Source organism: Tenacibaculum soleae, assembly GCF_001693415.1.
Classification (GTDB): Bacteria; Bacteroidota; Bacteroidia; order Flavobacteriales; family Flavobacteriaceae; genus Polaribacter; species Polaribacter soleae.
In genome coordinates, this window is the sequence record NZ_MAKX01000035.1 from 105633 (window position 1) to 125804 (window position 20172).

A 20172-nucleotide genomic window follows, 5' to 3' on the forward strand; every position below is an offset into this window, starting at 1 on the left:
ATATAAATATGTACAATTCAAAAATAACAGGCTTAGGCTATTATGTTCCAGAGAACGTAGTAACTAATGACGATTTGAAACAATGGATGGATACTTCTGATGAATGGATTCAGGAGCGTACCGGAATTAAAGAACGTCGTTGGATAGATCCAAAAACAGAGGATACCACTGCTGTAATGGGAGCAAAAGCGGCTAAAATAGCGATTGAAAGAGCAGGTTTAACGAAGGATGATATTGATTTTATTGTTTTTGCAACTTTAAGTCCAGATATGTATTTTCCTGGAGGTGGAGTACAAGTACAAGATATATTAGATATGCCAACAATTGGTGCCTTAGATGTACGTAACCAATGTTCGGGGTTTATTTATTCAATGTCTGTTGCCGATCAGTTTATTAAAACAGGAATGTATAAAAACATTTTAGTAATTGGAGCAGAAAACCATTCTGGAGGTTTAGAAAGATCAACAAGAGGTAGAGGAGTAACTGTTATTTTTGGAGATGGAGCAGGAGCAGCAGTGCTTTCTAGATGTGAAGAGGAAGTAAAAGGAATCTTATCTTCTCATTTACATTCGGAAGGTAAGCATGCAAAAAAATTAGTTTTAGAAGGGCCATCTACACAGCGTTGGGTACCGGATATTTTAGAAAAGAACGACCCAGAAGATCAATCATATTTTCCTTACATGGATGGGCAATTTGTATTTAAACATGCAATTACTCGTTTTTCAGAAGCAATAAACGAAGGTTTAGAAGCTAACGGATTAGAAAAAAGTGATATAGATATGTTAATTCCGCATCAAGCAAATTTACGTATCGCACAATTTATTCAGAAAAAGTTTCAATTGGCTGATGATAAAGTGTATAATAATATTATGAAGTATGGTAATACTACTGCTGCTTCTGTAATTATAGCACTTACTGAAGCTTGGGAAAAAGGTAAAATTAAAGACAACGATTTAGTGGTTTTAGCTGCCTTTGGTAGTGGATTTACTTGGGGTTCTGTAATTATTAAATGGTAGTTGTTTTAGCCCCGATTGGAGCAATTGTTTGAGCTCCTTTTTTTGTTTTTTTCAAAAAAAGAGCGAGTGCGAAAAGCGGGAAATAGCTTCAAATAAAAAATAATATAGAAAAAAAATCCGAAGTTATTACTTCGGATTTTTTTTATGCATCATTTTAAGGCTAAAACATTCCGCCGCCTTGTTTTTCGTTATTATCTCTTTGACGTCTTGCTTTTGCTCTGTTTTTACCGCCGCCAAATCTGTAATTAAAACCTATATAAGTGGTTTGACTTTCCCAGTTAAATTGTCCGCTTTGTTTGTAAGGTCTGGTAGAATCAAAACCAAATTTCATTCCGTTAAAAATATCATTAACTCTTAAGTTTACGGTACCTTTTCCGCCTAAAACAGTTAAACTAGCTCCGGTATTAATCATCCACATTTCTTTTACATCCCATTGAATATCTTCTCTAGGCCCACGATACATTGCAAATAATTGAAAGCGTAAGTTTTTAGTGGCTTTAAAGTTGTTACTAATGCGAGCGTTAAATGTCTCGTTTTGTACTGCTATTCTTGCAGCATTAGGGTTGCTTAAATCGGCAGTTCCAAATTGTTTTTGCGAATAAAAATCCATACTAGAGTTCAATCGCCACCAGTTGTTTACTTTATAGTTTGCCGAGAATTCCAATCCGTATGAGTCAGTGTCATCAAAATTAGCAAATGATAATATTTGACGAACTTCATTCGGGTCAGTAGGGTCTTTGTAAGTAACACGTGAAATAGCATCGTTAATTTTACGGTAAAAAGTACCAAAAGATAACGAACCTCCTTTTATTTTACGGGTATAATTAAACTCTAAAGAATTGGTGAATTGTGGTACTAAATTTTCATTTCCTATTGAAGTGATTAAAGGCGTACTCCATTGTCTAATTGGGTTTACTTGCCCTATTCCTGGTCTGTCAACTCTACGGCTATAACTTAATTGAAATTGATTTTTTTCAGAAGGATTATAGGTGAAAAAAGCAGATGGATAAATAGAAAAAATACCATCGGTAACTTTTGCAGGAGTTTTGTTTTCTAAATTAAAAGTTCCATCAATTTTATATTGCTCTAAACGAGCTCCTAGTTGCATGGTTACTTTTCCGAAGTTGTGTCCGTAATTTATATAACCTGAATATATTTTTCTGTCATAGGTAAAAGATGAGTTACCAACCCTTTCTGTACCTGTCATTTGTGGGTTATTATTGTTGTCAAGAATTAAATTACCATTATTATCTCTTAAATAAGTGTTTTGTTCTTGATCGGTTAAATTATCGTTATCAGTATTATTAACCCTATATTCTACACCTAGCTCTAGTTTTCCTTTTTCAGAAATTGGGTTGGTATAATCAATATTTATTAATGTATTATTTCTATTGTTTTTAATAGTGTTAAAGTAGTTTAATAACTTAGAGTTTGTGTTTACTAAATCTTTATTCATTGAGTTTTCAGGCGAATCGTTTGTTGAATAAGTAGTTTCAAATTCTAAATTGTGACCTTCCTTTTTAAAATCTATTTTATAATTAAGGTTGTAAGCGCTAGAACCTCCTTCTATATTTTGTGTGTTAGGTGCATCAGAAGTAAGGGTGTTGTTTTCAAAAATATTAGCTCTTGAGGTTCCGCCGCCTGTAAACCAATTTTGAGTAGTATAAAGCGATAATGTGTTTTTATCGTTTAGGTAAATGTCGGCACCAATTTTTGCTAAATGAGAGGTGTTTGTATTTACACTTCTAAAATTTTGTTCATTATTATTTTCTGGTCTTACTACATAACCGTAGTTTAAATTATCACCTGTATTGTAACCATAATTACCAAAAAAGTTTACTTTTCCTGTTTTATAATTCATATTGGTTGATCCATTAAAGCGAGTGTAATGATCGGCGGTAACTCCTAAATCAACAGAACCATTAAAGCCCATATTAGCATTTTTATTTAAAATGATATTAATAATTCCACTCATCCCTTCAGGATTGTATTTTGCTGACGGATTTGTAATTAACTCAATACTTTTTATTGATGAAGAAGGAATTTGTTTTAACAATTGTGCTGCACTCATGTTAGTAGGTTTGCCATCAACAAGTACACGAACATTATCGTTTCCTCTTAAGCTAATGCCACCTGTTTGGCTATCAACACTTACAGATTGTACGTTGTTTAGTAATTCTGAAGCAGTTGTACCTGCTGAGGTTAAATCTTTACCAACATTGATAACTTTTCTGTCTACTTTTTGTGTTACGGTAGATGTTTCTGCTCTAATTTCTACTTCATCAAGTGTAGTGCTGTCTTCACTTAAAGCGATGGTTCCTAAATCAATTTTTCTGTTTTTGTTATTAATAGTAATTGATTTCGAAATTGTTTTATAACCAATAAATTGAATTTCAAGAATGCTTTTTCCTTCAGGAATGTTTTTTATTGCAAAAATACCGTTGTCATTTGTAATTCCTCCTGTTAAAATTTTATTAGCAGCATCTTTTATGATTATATTTACATAAGGCAAAGGTTCTTTTGTTGTTTGATCGATTATTTTACCAGAAACAATCCCTGGTTTGGGTAAAATACTTTTAGGCATTTGAGCAAATAAATTTACACTAAAAACCGTTAAAAGTAATAATAGTATTTTTTTCATTTTGTTTGTTTTTTCGATTGTTTTGATGTTTAATAGACTAACAAAATGTGACTTTTGTTACCTTAATTAACACAGTTTAACGTATTATTAACAATTATGAAAAAAGATACTTTAGTTATAGGAGCTTCATTAAACCCTACGAGATATTCAAATATTGTGATTAAAAGATTGACTGATAAAGGTGTAAAAACTCTAGCAATAGGCTTAAGAAAAGGAGTGGTGTTAAATACCGTTATTGAAACAGAAAAAGTACCTTTTAAACATATTGATACAGTAACGTTATATTTAAATGCCGAGCGTCAAAAGGAATACTATGAATATATAATTTCATTAAAGCCTAAAAGAGTAATTTTTAACCCTGGAACAGAAAGCGATGAGTTTTATGCGCTTTTAAAAGAGAATGGAATAGAGAGCGAAGTAGCTTGTACGCTAGTTTTATTATCAACCAACCAGTATTAACTTAAAACAAATGTAGGAGTGGAATTGGCGGTGTGTTTTTTACCTGCTTCTGCTAATTCTACATTTTTAAATATAGTTTGTGCCTCTTTTTTAAAATCTTCAATATTAGAATATCTACTAGAATAATGACCGATAATTAATTTACCAACGTTTGCTTGATTAGCTATAGAAGCAGCTTGTTCGGCAGTAGCATGTTTTGTTCGCTCACATAAATCTTCTCTATTTTTTAAAAAGGTAGCTTCATGATATAAAAGGTCTACATTGTTAATAATAGGAACAATATCTGGCTTGTATGCAGTATCACTACAAAAAGCATAGCTTTTTGGCTTGGGAGGATCTAATGTTAATTGTGAATTAGGAATTATAGCTCCGTTAGATAAAACAAAATCTTTACCTGCTTTAATATTGTTAAAGTCACAAGTGTCAATTTCTTTGTGTTCTTCAATTTTACCAATATGTAGTTTTCTTGGCTTTTCTTTTTCTTTAAATAAATAACCGTTGGTATAAACTCTATGATCTAAAGGTATGGTGTATACCGATACGTTGTCATCTTCAAAAATTAACTCACTTTCATTTGAGGTTAATTCATGAAAAATAATGTGGTATTTTGTCCACGATTTTGATAATTTTAATTGTAACGTAGTAACTTCTTTAATTCCTTTTGGGCCATAAATATGCAATTCTTTTTCTCGATTTAAAATACCGAAAGTTGAAATTAAACCAATTAAACCAAAAAAATGATCGCCATGTAAATGAGAAATAAAAATGTGGTTTATTTTAGAAAAACCAACTTTGTATTTACGCATTTGCCGTTGTGTACCTTCACCACAATCAATTAAAAAATGACGATTATTAATTTCTAAATATTGAGATGTTGGGTGTGCGTTTACTCTTGGAGTAGCAGAATGACAACCTAAAACAGTTACGGTTAAACTCATTTATCGTATTACAAAACGTTTAGAAATTACTTCTTTATTACTTTGTACGGCGTATATGTACATTCCAGATTTTAAATCATTACGATCAAAAGGAATTTTATTTTTACCATTAACAACCTTAATTTTTTTAGAATATACTGTTTTGCCAAGTACATTTCTAACAGTTAAAATTATTGTTTGATTCATTTTTGAGTTTACAAAAATGGTCGTGTTGTTGGTAAAAGGGTTTGGAGATGCAACTAATTTATCTATAGATTTTTGTTGAGAGAAATTAGATAGTGTTACTGTTAATAAAAAGAAAAAAAGTATTTTTTTTACCATATGTATTCATTTAGGGGATAATAAATATTAGGTTAAAAACCTAAATCACGCTGAATATTTTCCATTTCGATAACATCTTGAGCTTCAACTAAGGTTGGGACAATGTTTAAATTTTCAGGAAAATCATCAATATTTACATCTTTTAAAACAATAACAAAAGATGTACCATTTTTTTGATGTTCATGAGCGTAATCCAAAAATAATAAAATATTTTGTTTAGAGTAGTTAAAATTCTCTGAAATTTTAACTACAAGGTGTTTTTTATTATAGTTAACATGTTCTTTTTCAAAATTTAAAAAAAAATCAGAAAAATTATTTGCTTCAGAACTTATTAGTACATAGTTCGATTTTTCTTCAATTTTCATATTATCTTTTTATTTGTTGTGCTAATAAGTAGATTACTGCCATACGTACCGCGACTCCATTTTCTACTTGATTTAAAATAATAGATTGGCTACTATCAGCAACATCACTTGTTAATTCAACACCACGATTTATAGGGCCAGGGTGCATTATTACAATATCTTTATTAAGATTGTCTAGCAGCTCTTTATTTATTCCAAAAAGTTGTGTGTACTCTCTTGTTGATGGGAAATACTTAATATCCATACGTTCATGTTGCACGCGTAAAACATTGGCTACATCACACCATTCTAAAGCTTTTTTTAAGTTGGTTTCAACTTCAACGCCTAAGCTAGAAATGTATCTTGGAATTAAAGTAGTAGGTCCACAAACTTTAACCTCGGCACCTTGTAATTGCAAAGCAAATATATTTGATAAAGCTACACGTGAGTGTAAAACATCACCAATAATCACAATTTTTTTGCCTTTTAAATTACTATTTAAAGCTTCACGCATAGAAAAACTATCAAGTAATGCTTGTGTAGGATGTTCATGGGTACCATCACCAGCATTTATAATTTTTGCATCTACATGGTTTGATAAAAATATACCAGCTCCAACGCTTCCATGGCGCATTACCACAATATCAACTTTCATTGATAGAATGTTATTTACCGTATCAATTAACGTTTCTCCTTTTTTAACAGATGATTGTCCTGCAGAAAAATTAATAACATCGGCAGATAAACGTTTTTCGGCCAATTCGAAAGAAAGCTTTGTGCGAGTACTGTTTTCAAAAAATAAGTTTGCAATGGTAATATCTCGAAGAGAAGGAACCTTTTTAATAGGCCTGTTTATTACTTCTTTAAAATGAGAAGCAGTTTCAAAGATAAGCTCTAAATCAGTTTTGTTAAGGTATTTTATACCTAATAAATTTTCAACACTTAACTGCTTCATCTTAGTTTGTTTTTGTAGTCATAACTAATCAAGCTTTGTAGGCTTGGTTTCTAGGTAAATGGTATCTTTTTTATGAGTTTCTAGCCAATTAACAATTACTTTTTCTTCGTTAATAGCATCTACTTGTCTACCTCTATAATCAGGTTGAATAGGTAGGTGACGACTAAATCGACGATCTATTAATACTAATAACTCAATGTTTTCAGGTCGTCCGTAGGATTGAATTGCAGTTAAAGCACTTCGTACACTTCTACCTGAGTATAGTACATCATCGATAATTACCACTTTTTTACCTTCAATCAAAAAATCAATTTGGGTAGAGGTTGCTTCTAATGGTTCGTCTCTTCTTCTAAAATCATCACGATAAAAAGTAATGTCTAATAAACCTAATTGTAAATTTTTAATTTGATATTCATCTGTCAACAATTTAGCCAATCTTTTTGCTAAAAAAGCGCCTCTAGGCTGCAATCCTATTAAAACAGTATTAGAAAAATCGTTATGATTCTCGATTAACTGACAAGCTAATCGATGCAGAATGATTTCAATTTCTTTTGAAGTAAGTAGTGTTTTTCTGCTCATGTTTTGCTATCAAAATTGGTATGATAGTTCAACGTTCAAAAATAAAGCAAAAAAAACAGCTAACAAAATTAAAGTTAAAGAAACATAAAACTATATGAATAAAAATATCTTTACCTTTGCAAACTTTTAAAATAGCCTTGTAATATTATGATGAAATACATTAAAAATAAGAAACTTAACATTAAAGATGATACCTTGGCAGGTATAACGGTTTCTTTAGCAATGATTCCTGAAGTTGTAGCTTTTGCTTTTGTGGCACAAATTAGTCCAATTGTGGCATTGTTTGGAGCGTTTGTAGTAGGAATAATATCAGCAATTTTTGGAGGTAGACCAGGACTTATTTCTGGTGCGGCTGGAGCCGTTGCAGTAATTTTTGTTAATATGATACAAGAAGGGCATGCAAAAGGATTGTTGTTTGATCAACCTGTTGAAAATATGGGCTATTTTTATTTGTTAGCAGCCGTAGTTTTAATGGGAGTAATACAGGTTTTTGCAGGTTTATTTAAATTAGGAAAATTTGTACGCTTAATTCCGCATCCAGTAATGATGGGGTTTGTAAACGGATTAGCGATCGTTATATTTATGGCGCAGCTAGGGATGTTTACAGAAAATAAAAAAGATTTTTTTGGACAAAATATGCGTAAAACCGAATCGAAAGAATTGGTGTATAATGTAGAAAATAATCAAGTAAAAGATATAAATACTGCTACTATTTTATTTAAAATTGAAGGTAATTCAGTTAAAAATGCAACAACAAACGAAAATGTTTATGTAATTGCTGACGGACAAGTTTTTGATGCAACCACAAAAAAAGTTGTTTTTAATGCTTCAGATGAAGGGTTTTACTCTGTAAAAGATAGCGGAGTTGTAAAATCAACAATGCAAGGAGCAACTTTATATACGATGATTGGCTTGGTATTATTAACGATGTTAATTGTTTGGGGATTACCAAAATTAACAACAAAAGTTCCTGCGGCATTAACAGCTATTTTAATTGTTACATTAATATCTATATTTAGTGGCTTAAATTCAATTAATGTTGGAGATTTTATTAGAGATGGTGGAGGTGCTGGTTTAAATGGAATTGATGAAATTTCTAAAAAACTAAATTTATTAGAGTTATGGAGCAACCTTCCGTTTAATTTAGATACTTTAAAGTTTATTGCTCCTTATGCATTTTTAGCAGCATCAGTAGGTTTAATTGAAACTTTAATGACGATGAATTTAGTTGATGAGTTAACTGATAGCAGAGGTAACGGAAATAAAGAATGTGTGGCACAAGGTGCAGGAAACATTGTGAGTGGTGTTTTTGGAGGAACCGGTGGTTGTGGTATGATTGGTCAAACAGTAATTAACATTAATGCAGGAGGTAGAGGAAGATTATCAGGAGTAATGATGTCGTTAACTTTATTAACTTTTATTTTATTCGCAGATAAATATATTGAGCAAGTACCAATTGCTGCTTTAGTAGGAGTAATGTTTATGATGGTTATTGAAACTTTTGCTTGGTCTAGTTTTAGAATTATGAAAAAAATTCCAGCTTCTGATGCTTTTGTATTAGTAATCGTATCTGCAGTTACGGTATTTTTCGATTTAGCAATTGCAGTTTTTGTAGGAGTTATAATTTCGGCTTTATCTTTTGCTTGGACAAGCGCTAAGAAAATTAGAGCTAGAAAGAGAATGAAGGCTGACGGAACGAAAGTGTATGAAATATGGGGGCCATTATTTTTTGGAAGCATTACAACATTTAATGAAAAGTTTGATATTAAAAATGACCCTCAAAATGTAGAAATAGATTTTGTAGAAAGTAGGATTTCAGATCATTCGGCTTTAGAAGCATTGTTTATTTTAGTAGAGAAGTATGAAAAAGCAGGGAAAACATTAAAATTAAAACACTTAAGTGAAGATTGTAAGGTATTAATGTATAAAGCTAGCGATAAATTTTATGATGTAATTATTGCTGACGTTGATGATCCTCGTTATCATTTGGCTGAAAACCCTGAGGCTTTTCCGAAGCCTTTGTCAGAGTATAAGTTTTAAAAATAAAAAGTCCCGCAAATTGCGGGATTTTTTATTGAATTAAGTTTTGTTTATGGGGCTAATTATTTCAACATCACTAAAAGCAATAGCACCTCTAATAACACTATCTATTGTGCTTTTTAAAGCTTCTATCAATTGCATTTTTAATTGCGATTTATGATGTATTAAACTAATTTCTCTAGCAGGTGGAGGTGTTTCAAACTCTCTTAAATGTTGTTTGTCATTTTCATTTAAATCTAAGGTATTTAAATAAGGCAACAATGTCATTCCTAAACCGTCTTTTGATAATTTTATAAGTGTGTCAAAACTTCCGCTTTCTAATTGAAAATGATGGGTTGAGTTTCTTTTATTTGTTCTACATAAATTAATAATACTATTTTTAAAGCAATGACCATCCTCTAAAAGTAAAATATCATCGACCTCTAAATCATCAATTTTAATTTTCTTCTCATTATATAAGCGATGTTCGTCAGGTATTAAACCAACAAAAGGTTCATAATACAGAATACGTTCTTTTATGGCCTCGTTTTCTAAAGGTGTAGCTGCTAAAGCGGCATCTATATGGCCATCTGTTAATTTTCGTATAATTTCATCAGTAGTTAACTCTTCGATAATTAATTGAACTTTAGGGTAGTTTTTACTAAAAGTTTTTAAAAACATGGGTAATAATGTAGGCATAACTGTTGGTATAATACCAAGTTTAAATTCTCCTCCTATAAAACCTTTTTGTTGGTGAACTATATCAATTATTCGATTACTTTCATCAACAATTACTTTAGCTTGTTCAATAATTTTTTTACCAACTTCAGTTAATTCTATAGGTTTTTTAGAACGATTAAATATTTTCGCTTCCAATTCATCTTCTAATTTTTGTATTTGCATACTCAAGGTAGGTTGCGTAACAAAACAATGTTCGGCAGCAATTGTAAAGTTTTTATATTCAGCTACAGCTAGCGTATATTTTAACTGTGTAATTGTCATTGTATCAAATTTTTTGATAAAGATATTAAAACTATCAATATCTTTTATGGTTTTAGTAGCTTATTTAAAAGTAAATTTGTTGTAGAAAATAATTTAAATTAAAAACAATAAAAAATGAATAGATCAGTTATAGGTTTGGATAAAGGTCATACGGAAAAATTAATTATTGAATTAAATTCACTTTTGGCTAATTTTCAAGTGTATTATCAAAATGTTAGAGGTTTACATTGGAATATTAAAGGGAGAAATTTTTTTGAGCTTCACACCAAGTTTGAAGAATTTTATACAGATGCACAAGAAAAAGTAGATTTAATTGCAGAGCGTATCTTAACCTTGCAAGGAACACCTTTGCATACTTTTGATGATTACGTAAAATTATCAACAGTAAAAATTGGTAAAAACGTTTCTAACGATGAAAAAGCGGTTGCGTTAATAGTTAACTCTGTTAGCGAACTTTTAAAAATAGAACGCATTATTTTAGAGCTTTCTGATGAGGCAGGTGATGAAGGGACAAACGCTATGATGAGTGATTTTATTTCAGAACAAGAAAAAATGTTATGGATGATGAATGCTTGGTTGAGTTAACATCGTTCATATTTTGGGGAACTGAGCAGCGTCATAGACGCTGCTTTTTTTTGTTTAAAGTAAATATTTAATTAAGATACGTAAACTAACAAAAGCTATTAAAATAGCAGTTGCTTTTTTTAATTGAATTGGGCTTAAGAATTGATGACTCATTTTATTACCTATTTTTCCACCAATGAAAACAGTAATTGTAAGAACGACTGTTAAGTTCCAATTAATTGAAAAATTAGGGTTAAAGCTTTGTCCTAATAAACCAGCAACTGAATTTACTAAAATAAAAAAACTTGAAGTAGCAGCAATTTTTTTAGGAGTATCCCAATTTGTTAAATGTAAAAAAGGGGAAAGAAAAATACCACCACCAATACCAACCATACCCGATATAAAACCAATTAAACTACCATAAATACCGTTTTTATATGGTTCTTTTTTGTTTTTATTTTGTTTTAATGATGTTATTGTTTTAGATAACCACATGGTTATTGCTGCTATTAATAATGTAATACCCAAAAGAATAAAAAAGATAGCTTGATTTATTCTTAAAAAGCCACCTAAAAAAGCTAAAGGCACGCTAAACAAGGTTAATGGAACTACTTTGTTCCAGTTAATTATCTTTTCTTTTTCAAACAATAACACATTACTAGTAACTACAGCAATATTGCAAATTAAAGCTGTAGATCTTATTTGAGTATATACAATACCAGTTAATGCTAGTACTGCTAGGTAACTTGAGCCACCTCCAAAGCCAACAGAAGAATATAATATAGCAATGAAAAAAAATAGCAAAATTAAATGCCAGTTTAATAATAAAGTTTCAATAAATAACATTAACCGTTTTAGTTATTATAATTAACTTTTCAAAGATATCTTAAATTGTTGAGGTGTTAAATGTTCATTTTTTTTAAAAAGTCGGTTAAAATAAGTAACACTATTAAATCCTGCTTTGTACGCAATGTCACAAATGTTCTCTTGCGGAGTATTTTTAATCAACTTTTTTGCAAATTTAATTTTTTCGGAATTTATGTAATCTACAGGAGTAACACCTAAAGTATTTTTAAATTTTTTAAAAAAATGAGATTTACTCATACAAGCCTTTTCAGAAACTTCATCTAAGGTAAGATTATTTTTAGTTAAGTTTTCTTTAATATACTTTACAGCATAGCCTATTCTGGTGTCATTGAATAATTCATTTACATTGTTTAATATCAATTTACGAGCTTTGCTTTGTAGTAATCGTATTATTAACTCTTGAACCATTAAGTCTAGTAAAACGTCTTTAGACTTTGTGTTATTAATAAATGTTGTGGTTAATCTGTTAATTAAAATATTTAATTCTTCATTATTATTTAAATGAGAGGTAGTTTTTTTAAAATCCCAGTTATTATTTTCTCTTTCAATAACAGTATCTTCGTTAAAATTATAAACAACCTCATTTATTTTACTTTGATCAATAACTAATCCTAAACAAGAAGTAGGGGTGCGTAAGGAGGCGTCAGGGAAATCAATATGCATACTGTTATTTTCAGGAATAACTAAAGATTCGCCAGGGGTAAAGTAAAAAGGATCTGTCTTTTCAAAATGCATTGTTTTTTTACCTGTTAACATACTGGCAATAACAGTAGAATCGAAGTTTAAAAACACACTTTTAGTAGCTTCAAAAGTTTCAAAAACATTTAACTCGGCATATTCTGAAGAATACATTGTTCTGTTCTCGATTAGTGTTGAGAGTTTTCTTCTTTTAAAATGTTGGTGGTTTAACGATATCATAGTTTTTGTTTTTCAAATAGTAATATAGTGCAATTATTTGATAATATTGTTTCATTTATGTTAAAAAAAAGACGTTATATTTAAGGTATAGTTAATTAAATGTTTAGTTTGTAAGATAATATTGGTTTCCCCCTTTAATTAAATTGTTATTTTGAAAGAAAAAAACTAACCCTTTTTAGGTGTTAGTTTTTTTTTGATGTAATGTGGTATTTGTTATGGATATAATGTATTTTGGCTATTATATGTTGTTATAAGTAGAAAAAAAACACAATTTTAATATAATAATGTTAAATTAGAGGAATATAATTATACCTGTTATAAAATGAGTAATTACCACGTAAAAAATTTAGAAGAATATTTTCAAGTATATAGAAAGTCTGCAAGAAATCCTGAATTATTTTGGGAAGAAATAGCAGAAGAACATTTTGTTTGGCGAAAAAAATGGGATAGCGTTTTAAAGTATGATTTTTCAAAACCAGAAATAAAATGGTTCGAAGGAGCGAAGTTAAATATAACAGAAAACTGTATTGATCGTCATTTACGAATACGTGGTGATAAAACAGCAATATTATTTGAGCCTAATAACCCTAATGAAGCTGCTCAACATATTACCTATAAAGAGTTACATAAAAGAGTATGTAAGTTTGCAAATGTTTTAAAAGATAATGGAATAAAAAAAGGAGATAGAGTTTGTATTTATTTACCAATGATTCCTGAGTTAGCTATTTCTGTATTGGCATGTGCACGAATAGGAGCAGTACACTCGGTAGTTTTTGCAGGTTTTTCATCAACCGCTTTAGCTACAAGAATAAACGATTGCGAAGCAAAAATTGTAATAACTTCAGATGGTTCTTATCGCGGAGCGAAAACAATAGACTTAAAAGGAATTGTAGATGAAGCATTAGAAAATTGCGATTCTATTGAAACTGTTTTGGTAGCAAAAAGAACTAACACGGCTATTAAAATGAAAGAAGGTAGAGACCAATGGTTACAACCATTGTTAGATGAAGCTTCTGAAATTTGTGAACCAGAAATAATGGATGCAGAAGACCCTTTGTTTATTTTATATACATCTGGTTCAACTGGTAGTCCGAAAGGAATGGTACACACCACTGCTGGTTATATGATTTACACAGCTTATACATTTAAAAATGTATTTAATTATAAAGAAAACGATGTGTATTGGTGTACCGCAGATATTGGTTGGATTACAGGGCATAGTTATATAGTATACGGTCCATTAGCAAATGGCGCTACAACTGTAATGTTTGAAGGTGTGCCTAGTTATCCTGATTTTGGACGTTTTTGGCAAATTGTTGAAAAACATAAAGTAAATCAATTCTATACAGCACCAACAGCTATAAGAGCTTTAGCTAAAGAAAAATTAGATTTTGTAGATAAATACGATTTATCATCAATAAAAGTTTTAGGGACCGTAGGAGAACCTATAAATGAAGAAGCTTGGCACTGGTACAACGATAATGTAGGTAAAAAGAAAAGCCCTATTGTTGATACTTGGTGGCAAACAGAAACAGGAGGAATGATGATTTCACCAATGCCTTACATAACCCCAACAAAACCAACCTATGCAACTTTACCATTACCAGGAGTACAATTGGCATTAATGGATGAAAAGGGACAAGAGGTAAAAGGAAATCAGGTTGATGGACGTTTGTGTGTAAAATATCCTTGGCCAAGTATGGCAAGAACCATTTGGGGAAATCATCAGCGCTATAAAGAAACCTATTTTTCTGCTTTTGATAATATGTATTTTACAGGTGATGGGGCTTTACGTGATGAGGTTGGTTATTACAGAATTACAGGTCGAGTAGATGATGTGATTATCGTTTCAGGTCATAATTTAGGAACTGCTCCTATTGAAGATGCTGTAAACGAACATCCTGCGGTAGCAGAAAGTGCTATTGTTGGGTATCCACACGATGTAAAAGGAAATGCTTTATACGGGTATGTAATTTTAAAAGATGTTGGTGAAGGTAGAGATCACGATAATTTACGTAAAGAAATAAATCAAATAATTACCGAACATATTGGGCCAATTGCAAAATTGAATAAAATTCAATTTACAATAGGCTTGCCAAAAACACGTTCAGGAAAAATAATGCGTCGTATTTTACGAAAAATTGCCCACAACGAATTAGATAATTTAGGAGATGTATCTACATTATTAAATCCTGAAGTAGTGCAAAATATTATTGATAATAGGTTGTAATCTAAAAGACTATTTAGGTGTTTTTTAAGAAAGATTTATTTTTTTAGAATTAAATTTGTAGTTACTTGTAATAGTAAAACTACAATGGAGGTTATAACAACAGAAGATAAATTAAAAGAACGTATTAAAGAGCTAACATGTTTATATAATGTTAGCTCTTTAATTCAAAAAAACGATTTTACAAACATACACGAACTATTAAAAGGAATCGCTTTAAGTGTTAAAGCTTCAGTTCGTTACCCTGATACTGCTTTTGTTGAAATTGAAACCAACGATTACACTTTTTTTACAGAAACTAAAAAATTAGATACTATTTTTATTATTTCAAAAATTAATGTTTTTGATAAAATCTATGGGTCAATAAAGATTGGATATTTAAAAGAAGAATTTTCTCAAAACTTCTTTCTAGAAGAAGAAAAACAATTACTAAATAAAATAGCTGTAGAAATAGGAGGTTTATTTGAACGAAAACAAATAGAAGAAAAAAATATTTTAGCAAAAAGACAAATTGAACGAGTAGATAGGTTGTCAATTTTAGGAGAAATTACAGCAGGAATAGCACATGAATTAAATACACCTTTAGCTAATATATTGGGGTTTTCAGAACTTTTAAAAGAAAGGTTTGAAAATAATAAAGATGCTATAGAAGATTTAAATAAGGTTGTAAATAGTGCTGTTTATTCTAGAGAGGTTGTAAAAAAATTAATGTTTTTTTCTTGCGAAATGCCACAACAAATGGAGGTGGTAAATTGTTTGCCTATTATAAAAGAGGCCATAAGTTTATTAAGCCCTAATTTTAGAAAAAAAAATATAGAAAACGAATTATCTTTCAATAAAGAAAACATTCAATTAAAAGTAGATAAAATACAGTTAACTCAAGTTGTTTTTAATTTAATTATCAATGCTATTTATTTTTCACCAGTAAAAGGAAAAATTAAAACAGTTATTGAAGAAACAAAAGAAGGTGTAATACTAAAAATTTCAGATGAAGGAGTAGGAATTCCTTTAAGTGCATCAGAAAGTATTTTTAACCCTTTTTTTACAACAAAACCAATAGGAGAAGGTTCTGGGTTAGGATTAAGTGTTGTTCATGGAATTGTAAAAAGTCATAAAGGAACTATAAAACATGTACAAAATACTCCTAAAGGAACAACCTTTGTAATTAATTTTCCAAAAAATAAGAGTTAATGTTAGAAAAAGAAAATATATTGATTGTTGACGATGATATTCAAATATTAGAACTCATTCAACGTCATTTACTATCGTTAAATTATCACACATACAAAGCTATATCGGTAAAAGAAGCACTGCAAATATTACAAAGTAAAACGATTGATTTGTTAATTACAGATTTGCAAATGCCAGATGTTGATGGGTTAGAATTAATAAAATATAGTTCAGAACATTTTCCTAACATTCCAAAATTAGTAGTTACAGGTTTTCCCTCTATCGATGGCGCATTAGAGGTTATGAAATCAGGTGCGGTAGATTATATTACCAAACCATTTACAAAAGATGAATTAAAATTAGCAATATTAAAATCGCTAAAAAATAATTTAAAGCCTCAAAAATGTATTTCTGTAAATAAAAATATTAAAAAAAACTCTTACGGAGATTTAATAGGTTCATCAGAAGCAATGAAAAAAGTTACCGATGTAATAGATAGGCTTAAAAATAATAAAGCTACGGTATTCATATCAGGACAAAGTGGTACAGGTAAAGAACTAGTAGCAAGATCTATACATTATCAGGGTAAATTTTCTTCACAACCATTTATTGCTGTAAACTGTGGAGCGATACCAGAAAATTTATTAGAATCAGAATTATTTGGTTATGTAAAGGGAGCTTTTACAGGAGCTGAATCAAATAGAGAGGGGTTTTTTCAGGCAGCAAATAAAGGAACCTTGTTTTTAGATGAGATAGGAAATGCATCTACAGCTACACAATTACGTTTACTTAGGGTTTTACAAGAAAAAGAAGTTGTTAGAGTAGGTTCACAAAAAGCAGAAAAAATTGATGTTCGAGTAATTGCTGCAACCAATATTAACTTACAAGAATTGGTGAAAAAAAGAAGGTTTCGAGAAGATTTGTATTACCGATTAACAGTTGTTCAAATAAACATACCAACATTAGCTGAACGAATTTCAGATATTCCTTTATTGATTGAAAAGTTTCTTTTTAAATATGGGATAGAATATAAAGATCGATACTTAAAAATAAATTCGGCAGCAGTAAAAATATTAGAAAGGCATCATTGGCCTGGAAATATTAGAGAGTTAGAAAATGTAATTCAACGAGCAGTAATTATGTGTGATAAATCAGTTGAAGTATCCGATCTTCCTGATTATATAAAGTATCAAATAAATTTTTCTAAAACCCAAGAACTAATCTCTTTAAAAGAGTTTGAAAAAAAATACATAACTCAAGTTTTAACAGCTGTAAATAATAATAAAACTAAAGCTGCTGAAATTCTTAAAATTGATAGAAAAACACTTCGAGAGCGCTTAAAGTAAAATCGGGTAAAAATGCACCATTGGGTAATTAATCCTCAGTTTTATAATTTGTTAGAAAATATTTAAACTACGTAATTTATTGTTTTTAAGATCTTTATGTTTTCTTTTTTTTTGAAAACATATTTTGGTACACCTGTTGCCAATATGTAATTATATTAAAACAATATAATTTATGGACGTTAATAAAAGAAGTTTATGCAGTACATGTATAGATGTTGACTTTTGTAATTTAACATCAAATAATACATTTATTTGGTCTTGTAATGAGTTTAATCAAGAAAAAAGACCCAATAACAATACTGTTACTTTAGATGTTGAAGATTTAAAAACAATCAAAAAGAAAAAAGAATTAGAACTTATTTAATCTTTAAAAATGATTTTAACAAAAGAATTAAAGCAAAAAGAAGAGTCAAAGCAAGGGATGCTTCAAAACGTAATGAAACAGTTTGATGCAGCAGCTGATTTGGTAAACTTAAATCCGAATATTAAAAAAATATTAGGAATAACAAATAATGAGTTAATTATTAATTTTCCTGTTCGTATGGATAATGGAGATGTAGAGGTTTTTAAAGGGTACCGAGTGCAGCACAATAATGCTTTGGGTCCTTATAAAGGAGGGTTACGTTATCATCCAACAATAGATATTGATGCGGTAAAAGCTTTAGCTATGTGGATGACTTGGAAAACATCTTTAACTGGGCTGCCTTATGGTGGAGCAAAAGGTGGAATACAAATGGATCCTAAAAAGTATTCTCAATCAGAATTAGAAAGAATCACAAGGCGTTTTACATATGCTCTTGGAGATAATATTGGACCAGAACATGATATTCCAGCACCTGATGTAAATACAAATGCACAAACAATGGCTTGGATTGCTGACACCTATATGTCAACAAAAGCACCAGCAGAACGATCAAAAAATCAACATATTGTCACAGGAAAACCCATAGGGTCAGGAGGATTAGAAGGAAGAGATAGAGCAACAGGTTTTGGTGTTTTTTTAAATATAAAATTTTGGGCAGAACAAAGAAGAATTAGTCTTTTAGATAAAAAATTTATAGTTCAAGGGTTTGGAAATGTTGGTTTTTGGGCAGCTCATTTTTTAGAAAAAGAAGGCGCAAAAATGGTAGGAGTACAAGATGCTTTAGGTTCGATTGCAAACACCAAAGGAATTAATGTAAAAGATTTGTTTGAGTATGCAAAATTTAATAATGGAAGTATTGTTGGGTTTTTAAACGCAGAAGAAATAAAAAATGAAGATTTTTTTGGTTTAGATTGTCATATATGTATTCCTGCTGCATTAGGTAATCAAATAACAAAAGAAAATGCATCAAAAATAAAAGCCTCTTTAATTGCAGAAGGAGCCAATGGACCAACTACAGTTGAAGCAGAAAGAATTTTATTAGATAAAGAGGTTGATATCATTCCTGATATTTTATGTAATTCAGGTGGTGTAATAGCAAGTTATTTTGAATGGTTACAAAACAGAAATGGTGAGTTATGGGGATTGGATGAAATTATAGCAAGGCTAGATAAAAAAATGCGAGAAACTTTTATTAAAGTATTAAACTTGTCAACAAAAAGAAAGTTAGATATGAGGTCAGCTGCATATGTAATAGCAATAGAACGTATTGAGAAAGCCTATGTACAACGTGGAATTTTTCCATAGAAAAAGTAGTTTATTAAAAATTAAACTAGTAAAATAAAAAAGATGGAATTGAATATATATAACGATACTGAAAATAAAGTTATTCAAATAAGAAGCTTTAAAGAATTAGATATGTGGATTTCTCACATAAATTATATAACAAATGAATGTGATGTTTTAGCTAAGATATCATCAAACTTAATTAAAAATAGAAATTTAAGAGATAGTTTGTTATTAATGATTTTAAAAAATTCAGAAATATTAACTAAACTTTATAAAGTAAGAAATGAAACTGAAAATTTAAATGAATGTGATGATGTTGCTTGTAATTCATTTTATTTAGATGAGCATGAGAGTACAAGGCTTTTGTATTTAAAACACATTGAAACATACAGGGTTTTAAAACAAAAAGTTTTATTATGTCTTTTAAAGAAGTAAAATAATATAAAACACAAACTTACTTAAATGAGTAAAATAGCTTATTAGTTATATCAACCAAATTTGTTTTTAAAAAAGATTAGGTGTTGTATATTGCATTAATATAAAAAAGAATATTATAACTCTAATGAGCATTGTAAATATTAGAACTTATTTAGAAAAATCATTGACGATTAATGATAATGATTGGGAATTTTTTACCTCTAAATTAGCGCTAATAAAAATTAAAAAACGCACAAAAATTTTAAAAATAGGAGAAATTGAAAATCATATTTCTTTTATTAATAAAGGAGTTGTGCGTTTTTATATTCCTAAAGAAGACAAAGAGAAGGAAATTACTTTTGGGTTTTGTTTTAGCAACGAGTTTGTAAGTGCCTATGATTCGTTTTTAACACAACAACCTTCGTTGTATGAACTAGAAGCTCTTACTGATATTGAAATGTGGAGTATTTCACACGATGATTTACAAGAAGTGTATAACAAAACAAGTATTGGAAATACTTTAGGAAGATTATCATCTGAACGGCTATATTTAATAAAGTCTAAAAGAGAACAATCGTTATTAAACGAAACAGCAGAAGAGCGTTATTTAAAATTATTTGACGAACGTCCTAAGTTGATTAGAGAAATTCCTTTAAAATACATAGCTTCTTATATTGGAGTTACTGCGCAAGCGCTAAGCCGAATTAGAAAGCGAATTACTTAACTTAGGTTCATTTT

20 protein-coding genes are annotated in these 20172 nt (G+C 29.9%); 11 read left to right on the forward strand and 9 right to left on the reverse strand.

All coding sequences use genetic code 11. The annotated features are described in order from the left end of the window. Positions 1-8: 8 nt before the first annotated feature. Positions 9-1016, forward strand: a complete 1008-nt coding sequence (locus BA195_RS12975; protein ID WP_068706137.1) for a 3-oxoacyl-ACP synthase III family protein — start codon at positions 9-11, stop codon at positions 1014-1016. A 160-nt stretch (positions 1017-1176) separates the two neighbouring features. On the opposite strand, the gene BA195_RS12980 is transcribed toward BA195_RS12975, so the two are convergent. Next, positions 1177-3657 carry a TonB-dependent receptor gene (locus tag BA195_RS12980; protein ID WP_068706139.1) on the reverse strand — a complete coding sequence of 827 codons (2481 nt, stop codon included), beginning with the start codon at positions 3655-3657 and terminating at the stop codon, positions 1177-1179. A 96-nt stretch (positions 3658-3753) separates the two neighbouring features. On the opposite strand from BA195_RS12980, the gene BA195_RS12985 reads away from it, so the two are divergent. Then, a complete protein-coding gene (locus BA195_RS12985) occupies positions 3754-4116 on the forward strand; it encodes a CoA-binding protein (RefSeq protein ID WP_068706141.1) in 363 nt (120 codons plus the stop codon). Here BA195_RS12985 and BA195_RS12990 read toward each other — a convergent pair. From BA195_RS12990 to pyrR, 5 genes are read right to left on the reverse strand one after another with little or no spacing between them, the layout of a single operon-like run. After that, positions 4113-5054, reverse strand: coding sequence for a ribonuclease Z (locus tag BA195_RS12990; protein ID WP_068706143.1), 942 nt, complete (start codon positions 5052-5054; stop codon positions 4113-4115). The two genes, BA195_RS12985 and BA195_RS12990, sit on opposite strands and share 4 nt — an antisense overlap. Next, positions 5055-5375 carry a T9SS type A sorting domain-containing protein gene (locus tag BA195_RS12995; RefSeq protein WP_068706145.1) on the reverse strand — a complete coding sequence of 107 codons (321 nt, stop codon included), beginning with the start codon at positions 5373-5375 and terminating at the stop codon, positions 5055-5057. It lies immediately after the preceding gene. A 32-nt stretch (positions 5376-5407) separates the two neighbouring features. Further along, positions 5408-5740: a hypothetical protein gene (locus BA195_RS13000; protein WP_068706147.1), complete on the reverse strand. Its 333-nt coding sequence runs from the start codon at positions 5738-5740 to the stop codon at positions 5408-5410. Between the two features lies 1 nt (position 5741). Further along, positions 5742-6674 carry an aspartate carbamoyltransferase catalytic subunit gene (locus BA195_RS13005; protein WP_068706149.1) on the reverse strand — a complete coding sequence of 311 codons (933 nt, stop codon included), beginning with the start codon at positions 6672-6674 and terminating at the stop codon, positions 5742-5744. Between the two features lie 24 nt (positions 6675-6698). Continuing rightward, positions 6699-7253 carry a bifunctional pyr operon transcriptional regulator/uracil phosphoribosyltransferase PyrR gene (gene pyrR, locus BA195_RS13010; RefSeq protein ID WP_068706151.1) on the reverse strand — a complete coding sequence of 185 codons (555 nt, stop codon included), beginning with the start codon at positions 7251-7253 and terminating at the stop codon, positions 6699-6701. Between the two features lie 147 nt (positions 7254-7400). Between pyrR and BA195_RS13015 the strand changes: the two genes are divergently transcribed. Then, positions 7401-9293 carry a SulP family inorganic anion transporter gene (locus BA195_RS13015; RefSeq protein WP_068706153.1) on the forward strand — a complete coding sequence of 631 codons (1893 nt, stop codon included), beginning with the start codon at positions 7401-7403 and terminating at the stop codon, positions 9291-9293. A gap of 39 nt (positions 9294-9332) precedes the next feature. Here BA195_RS13015 and BA195_RS13020 read toward each other — a convergent pair whose 3' ends face one another. Further along, the gene (locus tag BA195_RS13020) at positions 9333-10274 is read right to left on the reverse strand and encodes a hydrogen peroxide-inducible genes activator (RefSeq protein ID WP_068706155.1); all 942 of its coding nucleotides are present in this window, start codon (positions 10272-10274) and stop codon (positions 9333-9335) included. 114 nt (positions 10275-10388) lie between these two features. Here BA195_RS13020 and BA195_RS13025 point away from each other — a divergent pair, with 114 nt between their 5' ends. Further along, positions 10389-10859 carry a Dps family protein gene (locus BA195_RS13025; RefSeq protein ID WP_068706157.1) on the forward strand — a complete coding sequence of 157 codons (471 nt, stop codon included), beginning with the start codon at positions 10389-10391 and terminating at the stop codon, positions 10857-10859. A 54-nt stretch (positions 10860-10913) separates the two neighbouring features. Here BA195_RS13025 and BA195_RS13030 read toward each other — a convergent pair whose 3' ends face one another. Both BA195_RS13030 and BA195_RS13035 read right to left on the reverse strand, forming a co-directional pair. After that, a complete protein-coding gene (locus tag BA195_RS13030; RefSeq protein ID WP_068706159.1) occupies positions 10914-11684 on the reverse strand; it encodes a sulfite exporter TauE/SafE family protein in 771 nt (256 codons plus the stop codon). A 21-nt stretch (positions 11685-11705) separates the two neighbouring features. Then, positions 11706-12623 (reverse strand): AraC family transcriptional regulator N-terminal domain-containing protein, encoded by a 918-nt coding sequence (locus BA195_RS13035; RefSeq protein WP_068706161.1) that lies wholly within the window; start codon positions 12621-12623, stop codon positions 11706-11708. A gap of 322 nt (positions 12624-12945) precedes the next feature. Here BA195_RS13035 and acs point away from each other — a divergent pair, with 322 nt between their 5' ends. The 7 genes from acs (at position 12946) to BA195_RS13070 (ending at position 20158) form a co-directional block, all read left to right on the forward strand. Continuing rightward, positions 12946-14853: an acetate--CoA ligase gene (acs, locus tag BA195_RS13040; protein ID WP_068706162.1), complete on the forward strand. Its 1908-nt coding sequence runs from the start codon at positions 12946-12948 to the stop codon at positions 14851-14853. An 84-nt stretch (positions 14854-14937) separates the two neighbouring features. Beyond that, positions 14938-16041 (forward strand): sensor histidine kinase, encoded by a 1104-nt coding sequence (locus BA195_RS13045; RefSeq protein ID WP_068706163.1) that lies wholly within the window; start codon positions 14938-14940, stop codon positions 16039-16041. Then, on the forward strand, positions 16041-17366 hold the full coding sequence (locus BA195_RS13050; RefSeq protein ID WP_068706165.1) for a sigma-54-dependent transcriptional regulator: 1326 nt from the start codon (positions 16041-16043) through the stop codon (positions 17364-17366). Before BA195_RS13045 ends, BA195_RS13050 begins: the two co-directional genes overlap by 1 nt. A gap of 172 nt (positions 17367-17538) precedes the next feature. Next, positions 17539-17730 carry a hypothetical protein gene (locus tag BA195_RS13055; RefSeq protein WP_068706167.1) on the forward strand — a complete coding sequence of 64 codons (192 nt, stop codon included), beginning with the start codon at positions 17539-17541 and terminating at the stop codon, positions 17728-17730. A gap of 9 nt (positions 17731-17739) precedes the next feature. Then, complete coding sequence (locus tag BA195_RS13060) at positions 17740-19035, forward strand: Glu/Leu/Phe/Val family dehydrogenase (protein ID WP_068706169.1); 1296 nt, start codon at positions 17740-17742, stop codon at positions 19033-19035. 42 nt (positions 19036-19077) lie between these two features. Continuing rightward, positions 19078-19452 (forward strand): hypothetical protein, encoded by a 375-nt coding sequence (locus BA195_RS13065; RefSeq protein WP_068706171.1) that lies wholly within the window; start codon positions 19078-19080, stop codon positions 19450-19452. A gap of 133 nt (positions 19453-19585) precedes the next feature. Then, entirely contained in the window at positions 19586-20158 is a 573-nt protein-coding gene (locus tag BA195_RS13070) for a Crp/Fnr family transcriptional regulator (RefSeq protein WP_141677723.1), read from the forward strand. The last annotated feature ends 14 nt before the right edge of the window (positions 20159-20172 follow it).

Excerpts from the sequence above, each read along its gene's own strand:
- BA195_RS12975 (WP_068706137.1), top strand. The coding sequence starts at position 9 with ATGTACAATTCAAAAATAACAGGCTTAGGCTATTATGTTCCAGAGAAC.
- BA195_RS12980 (WP_068706139.1), bottom strand. The coding sequence starts at position 3,657 with ATGAAAAAAATACTATTATTACTTTTAACGGTTTTTAGTGTAAATTTA.
- BA195_RS12985 (WP_068706141.1), top strand. The coding sequence starts at position 3,754 with ATGAAAAAAGATACTTTAGTTATAGGAGCTTCATTAAACCCTACGAGA.
- BA195_RS12990 (WP_068706143.1), bottom strand. The coding sequence starts at position 5,054 with ATGAGTTTAACCGTAACTGTTTTAGGTTGTCATTCTGCTACTCCAAGA.
- BA195_RS12995 (WP_068706145.1), bottom strand. The coding sequence starts at position 5,375 with ATGGTAAAAAAAATACTTTTTTTCTTTTTATTAACAGTAACACTATCT.
- BA195_RS13000 (WP_068706147.1), bottom strand. The coding sequence starts at position 5,740 with ATGAAAATTGAAGAAAAATCGAACTATGTACTAATAAGTTCTGAAGCA.
- BA195_RS13005 (WP_068706149.1), bottom strand. The coding sequence starts at position 6,674 with ATGAAGCAGTTAAGTGTTGAAAATTTATTAGGTATAAAATACCTTAAC.
- pyrR (WP_068706151.1), bottom strand. The coding sequence starts at position 7,253 with ATGAGCAGAAAAACACTACTTACTTCAAAAGAAATTGAAATCATTCTG.
- BA195_RS13015 (WP_068706153.1), top strand. The coding sequence starts at position 7,401 with ATGATGAAATACATTAAAAATAAGAAACTTAACATTAAAGATGATACC.
- BA195_RS13020 (WP_068706155.1), bottom strand. The coding sequence starts at position 10,274 with ATGACAATTACACAGTTAAAATATACGCTAGCTGTAGCTGAATATAAA.
- BA195_RS13025 (WP_068706157.1), top strand. The coding sequence starts at position 10,389 with ATGAATAGATCAGTTATAGGTTTGGATAAAGGTCATACGGAAAAATTA.
- BA195_RS13030 (WP_068706159.1), bottom strand. The coding sequence starts at position 11,684 with ATGTTATTTATTGAAACTTTATTATTAAACTGGCATTTAATTTTGCTA.
- BA195_RS13035 (WP_068706161.1), bottom strand. The coding sequence starts at position 12,623 with ATGATATCGTTAAACCACCAACATTTTAAAAGAAGAAAACTCTCAACA.
- acs (WP_068706162.1), top strand. The coding sequence starts at position 12,946 with ATGAGTAATTACCACGTAAAAAATTTAGAAGAATATTTTCAAGTATAT.
- BA195_RS13045 (WP_068706163.1), top strand. The coding sequence starts at position 14,938 with ATGGAGGTTATAACAACAGAAGATAAATTAAAAGAACGTATTAAAGAG.
- BA195_RS13050 (WP_068706165.1), top strand. The coding sequence starts at position 16,041 with ATGTTAGAAAAAGAAAATATATTGATTGTTGACGATGATATTCAAATA.
- BA195_RS13055 (WP_068706167.1), top strand. The coding sequence starts at position 17,539 with ATGGACGTTAATAAAAGAAGTTTATGCAGTACATGTATAGATGTTGAC.
- BA195_RS13060 (WP_068706169.1), top strand. The coding sequence starts at position 17,740 with ATGATTTTAACAAAAGAATTAAAGCAAAAAGAAGAGTCAAAGCAAGGG.
- BA195_RS13065 (WP_068706171.1), top strand. The coding sequence starts at position 19,078 with ATGGAATTGAATATATATAACGATACTGAAAATAAAGTTATTCAAATA.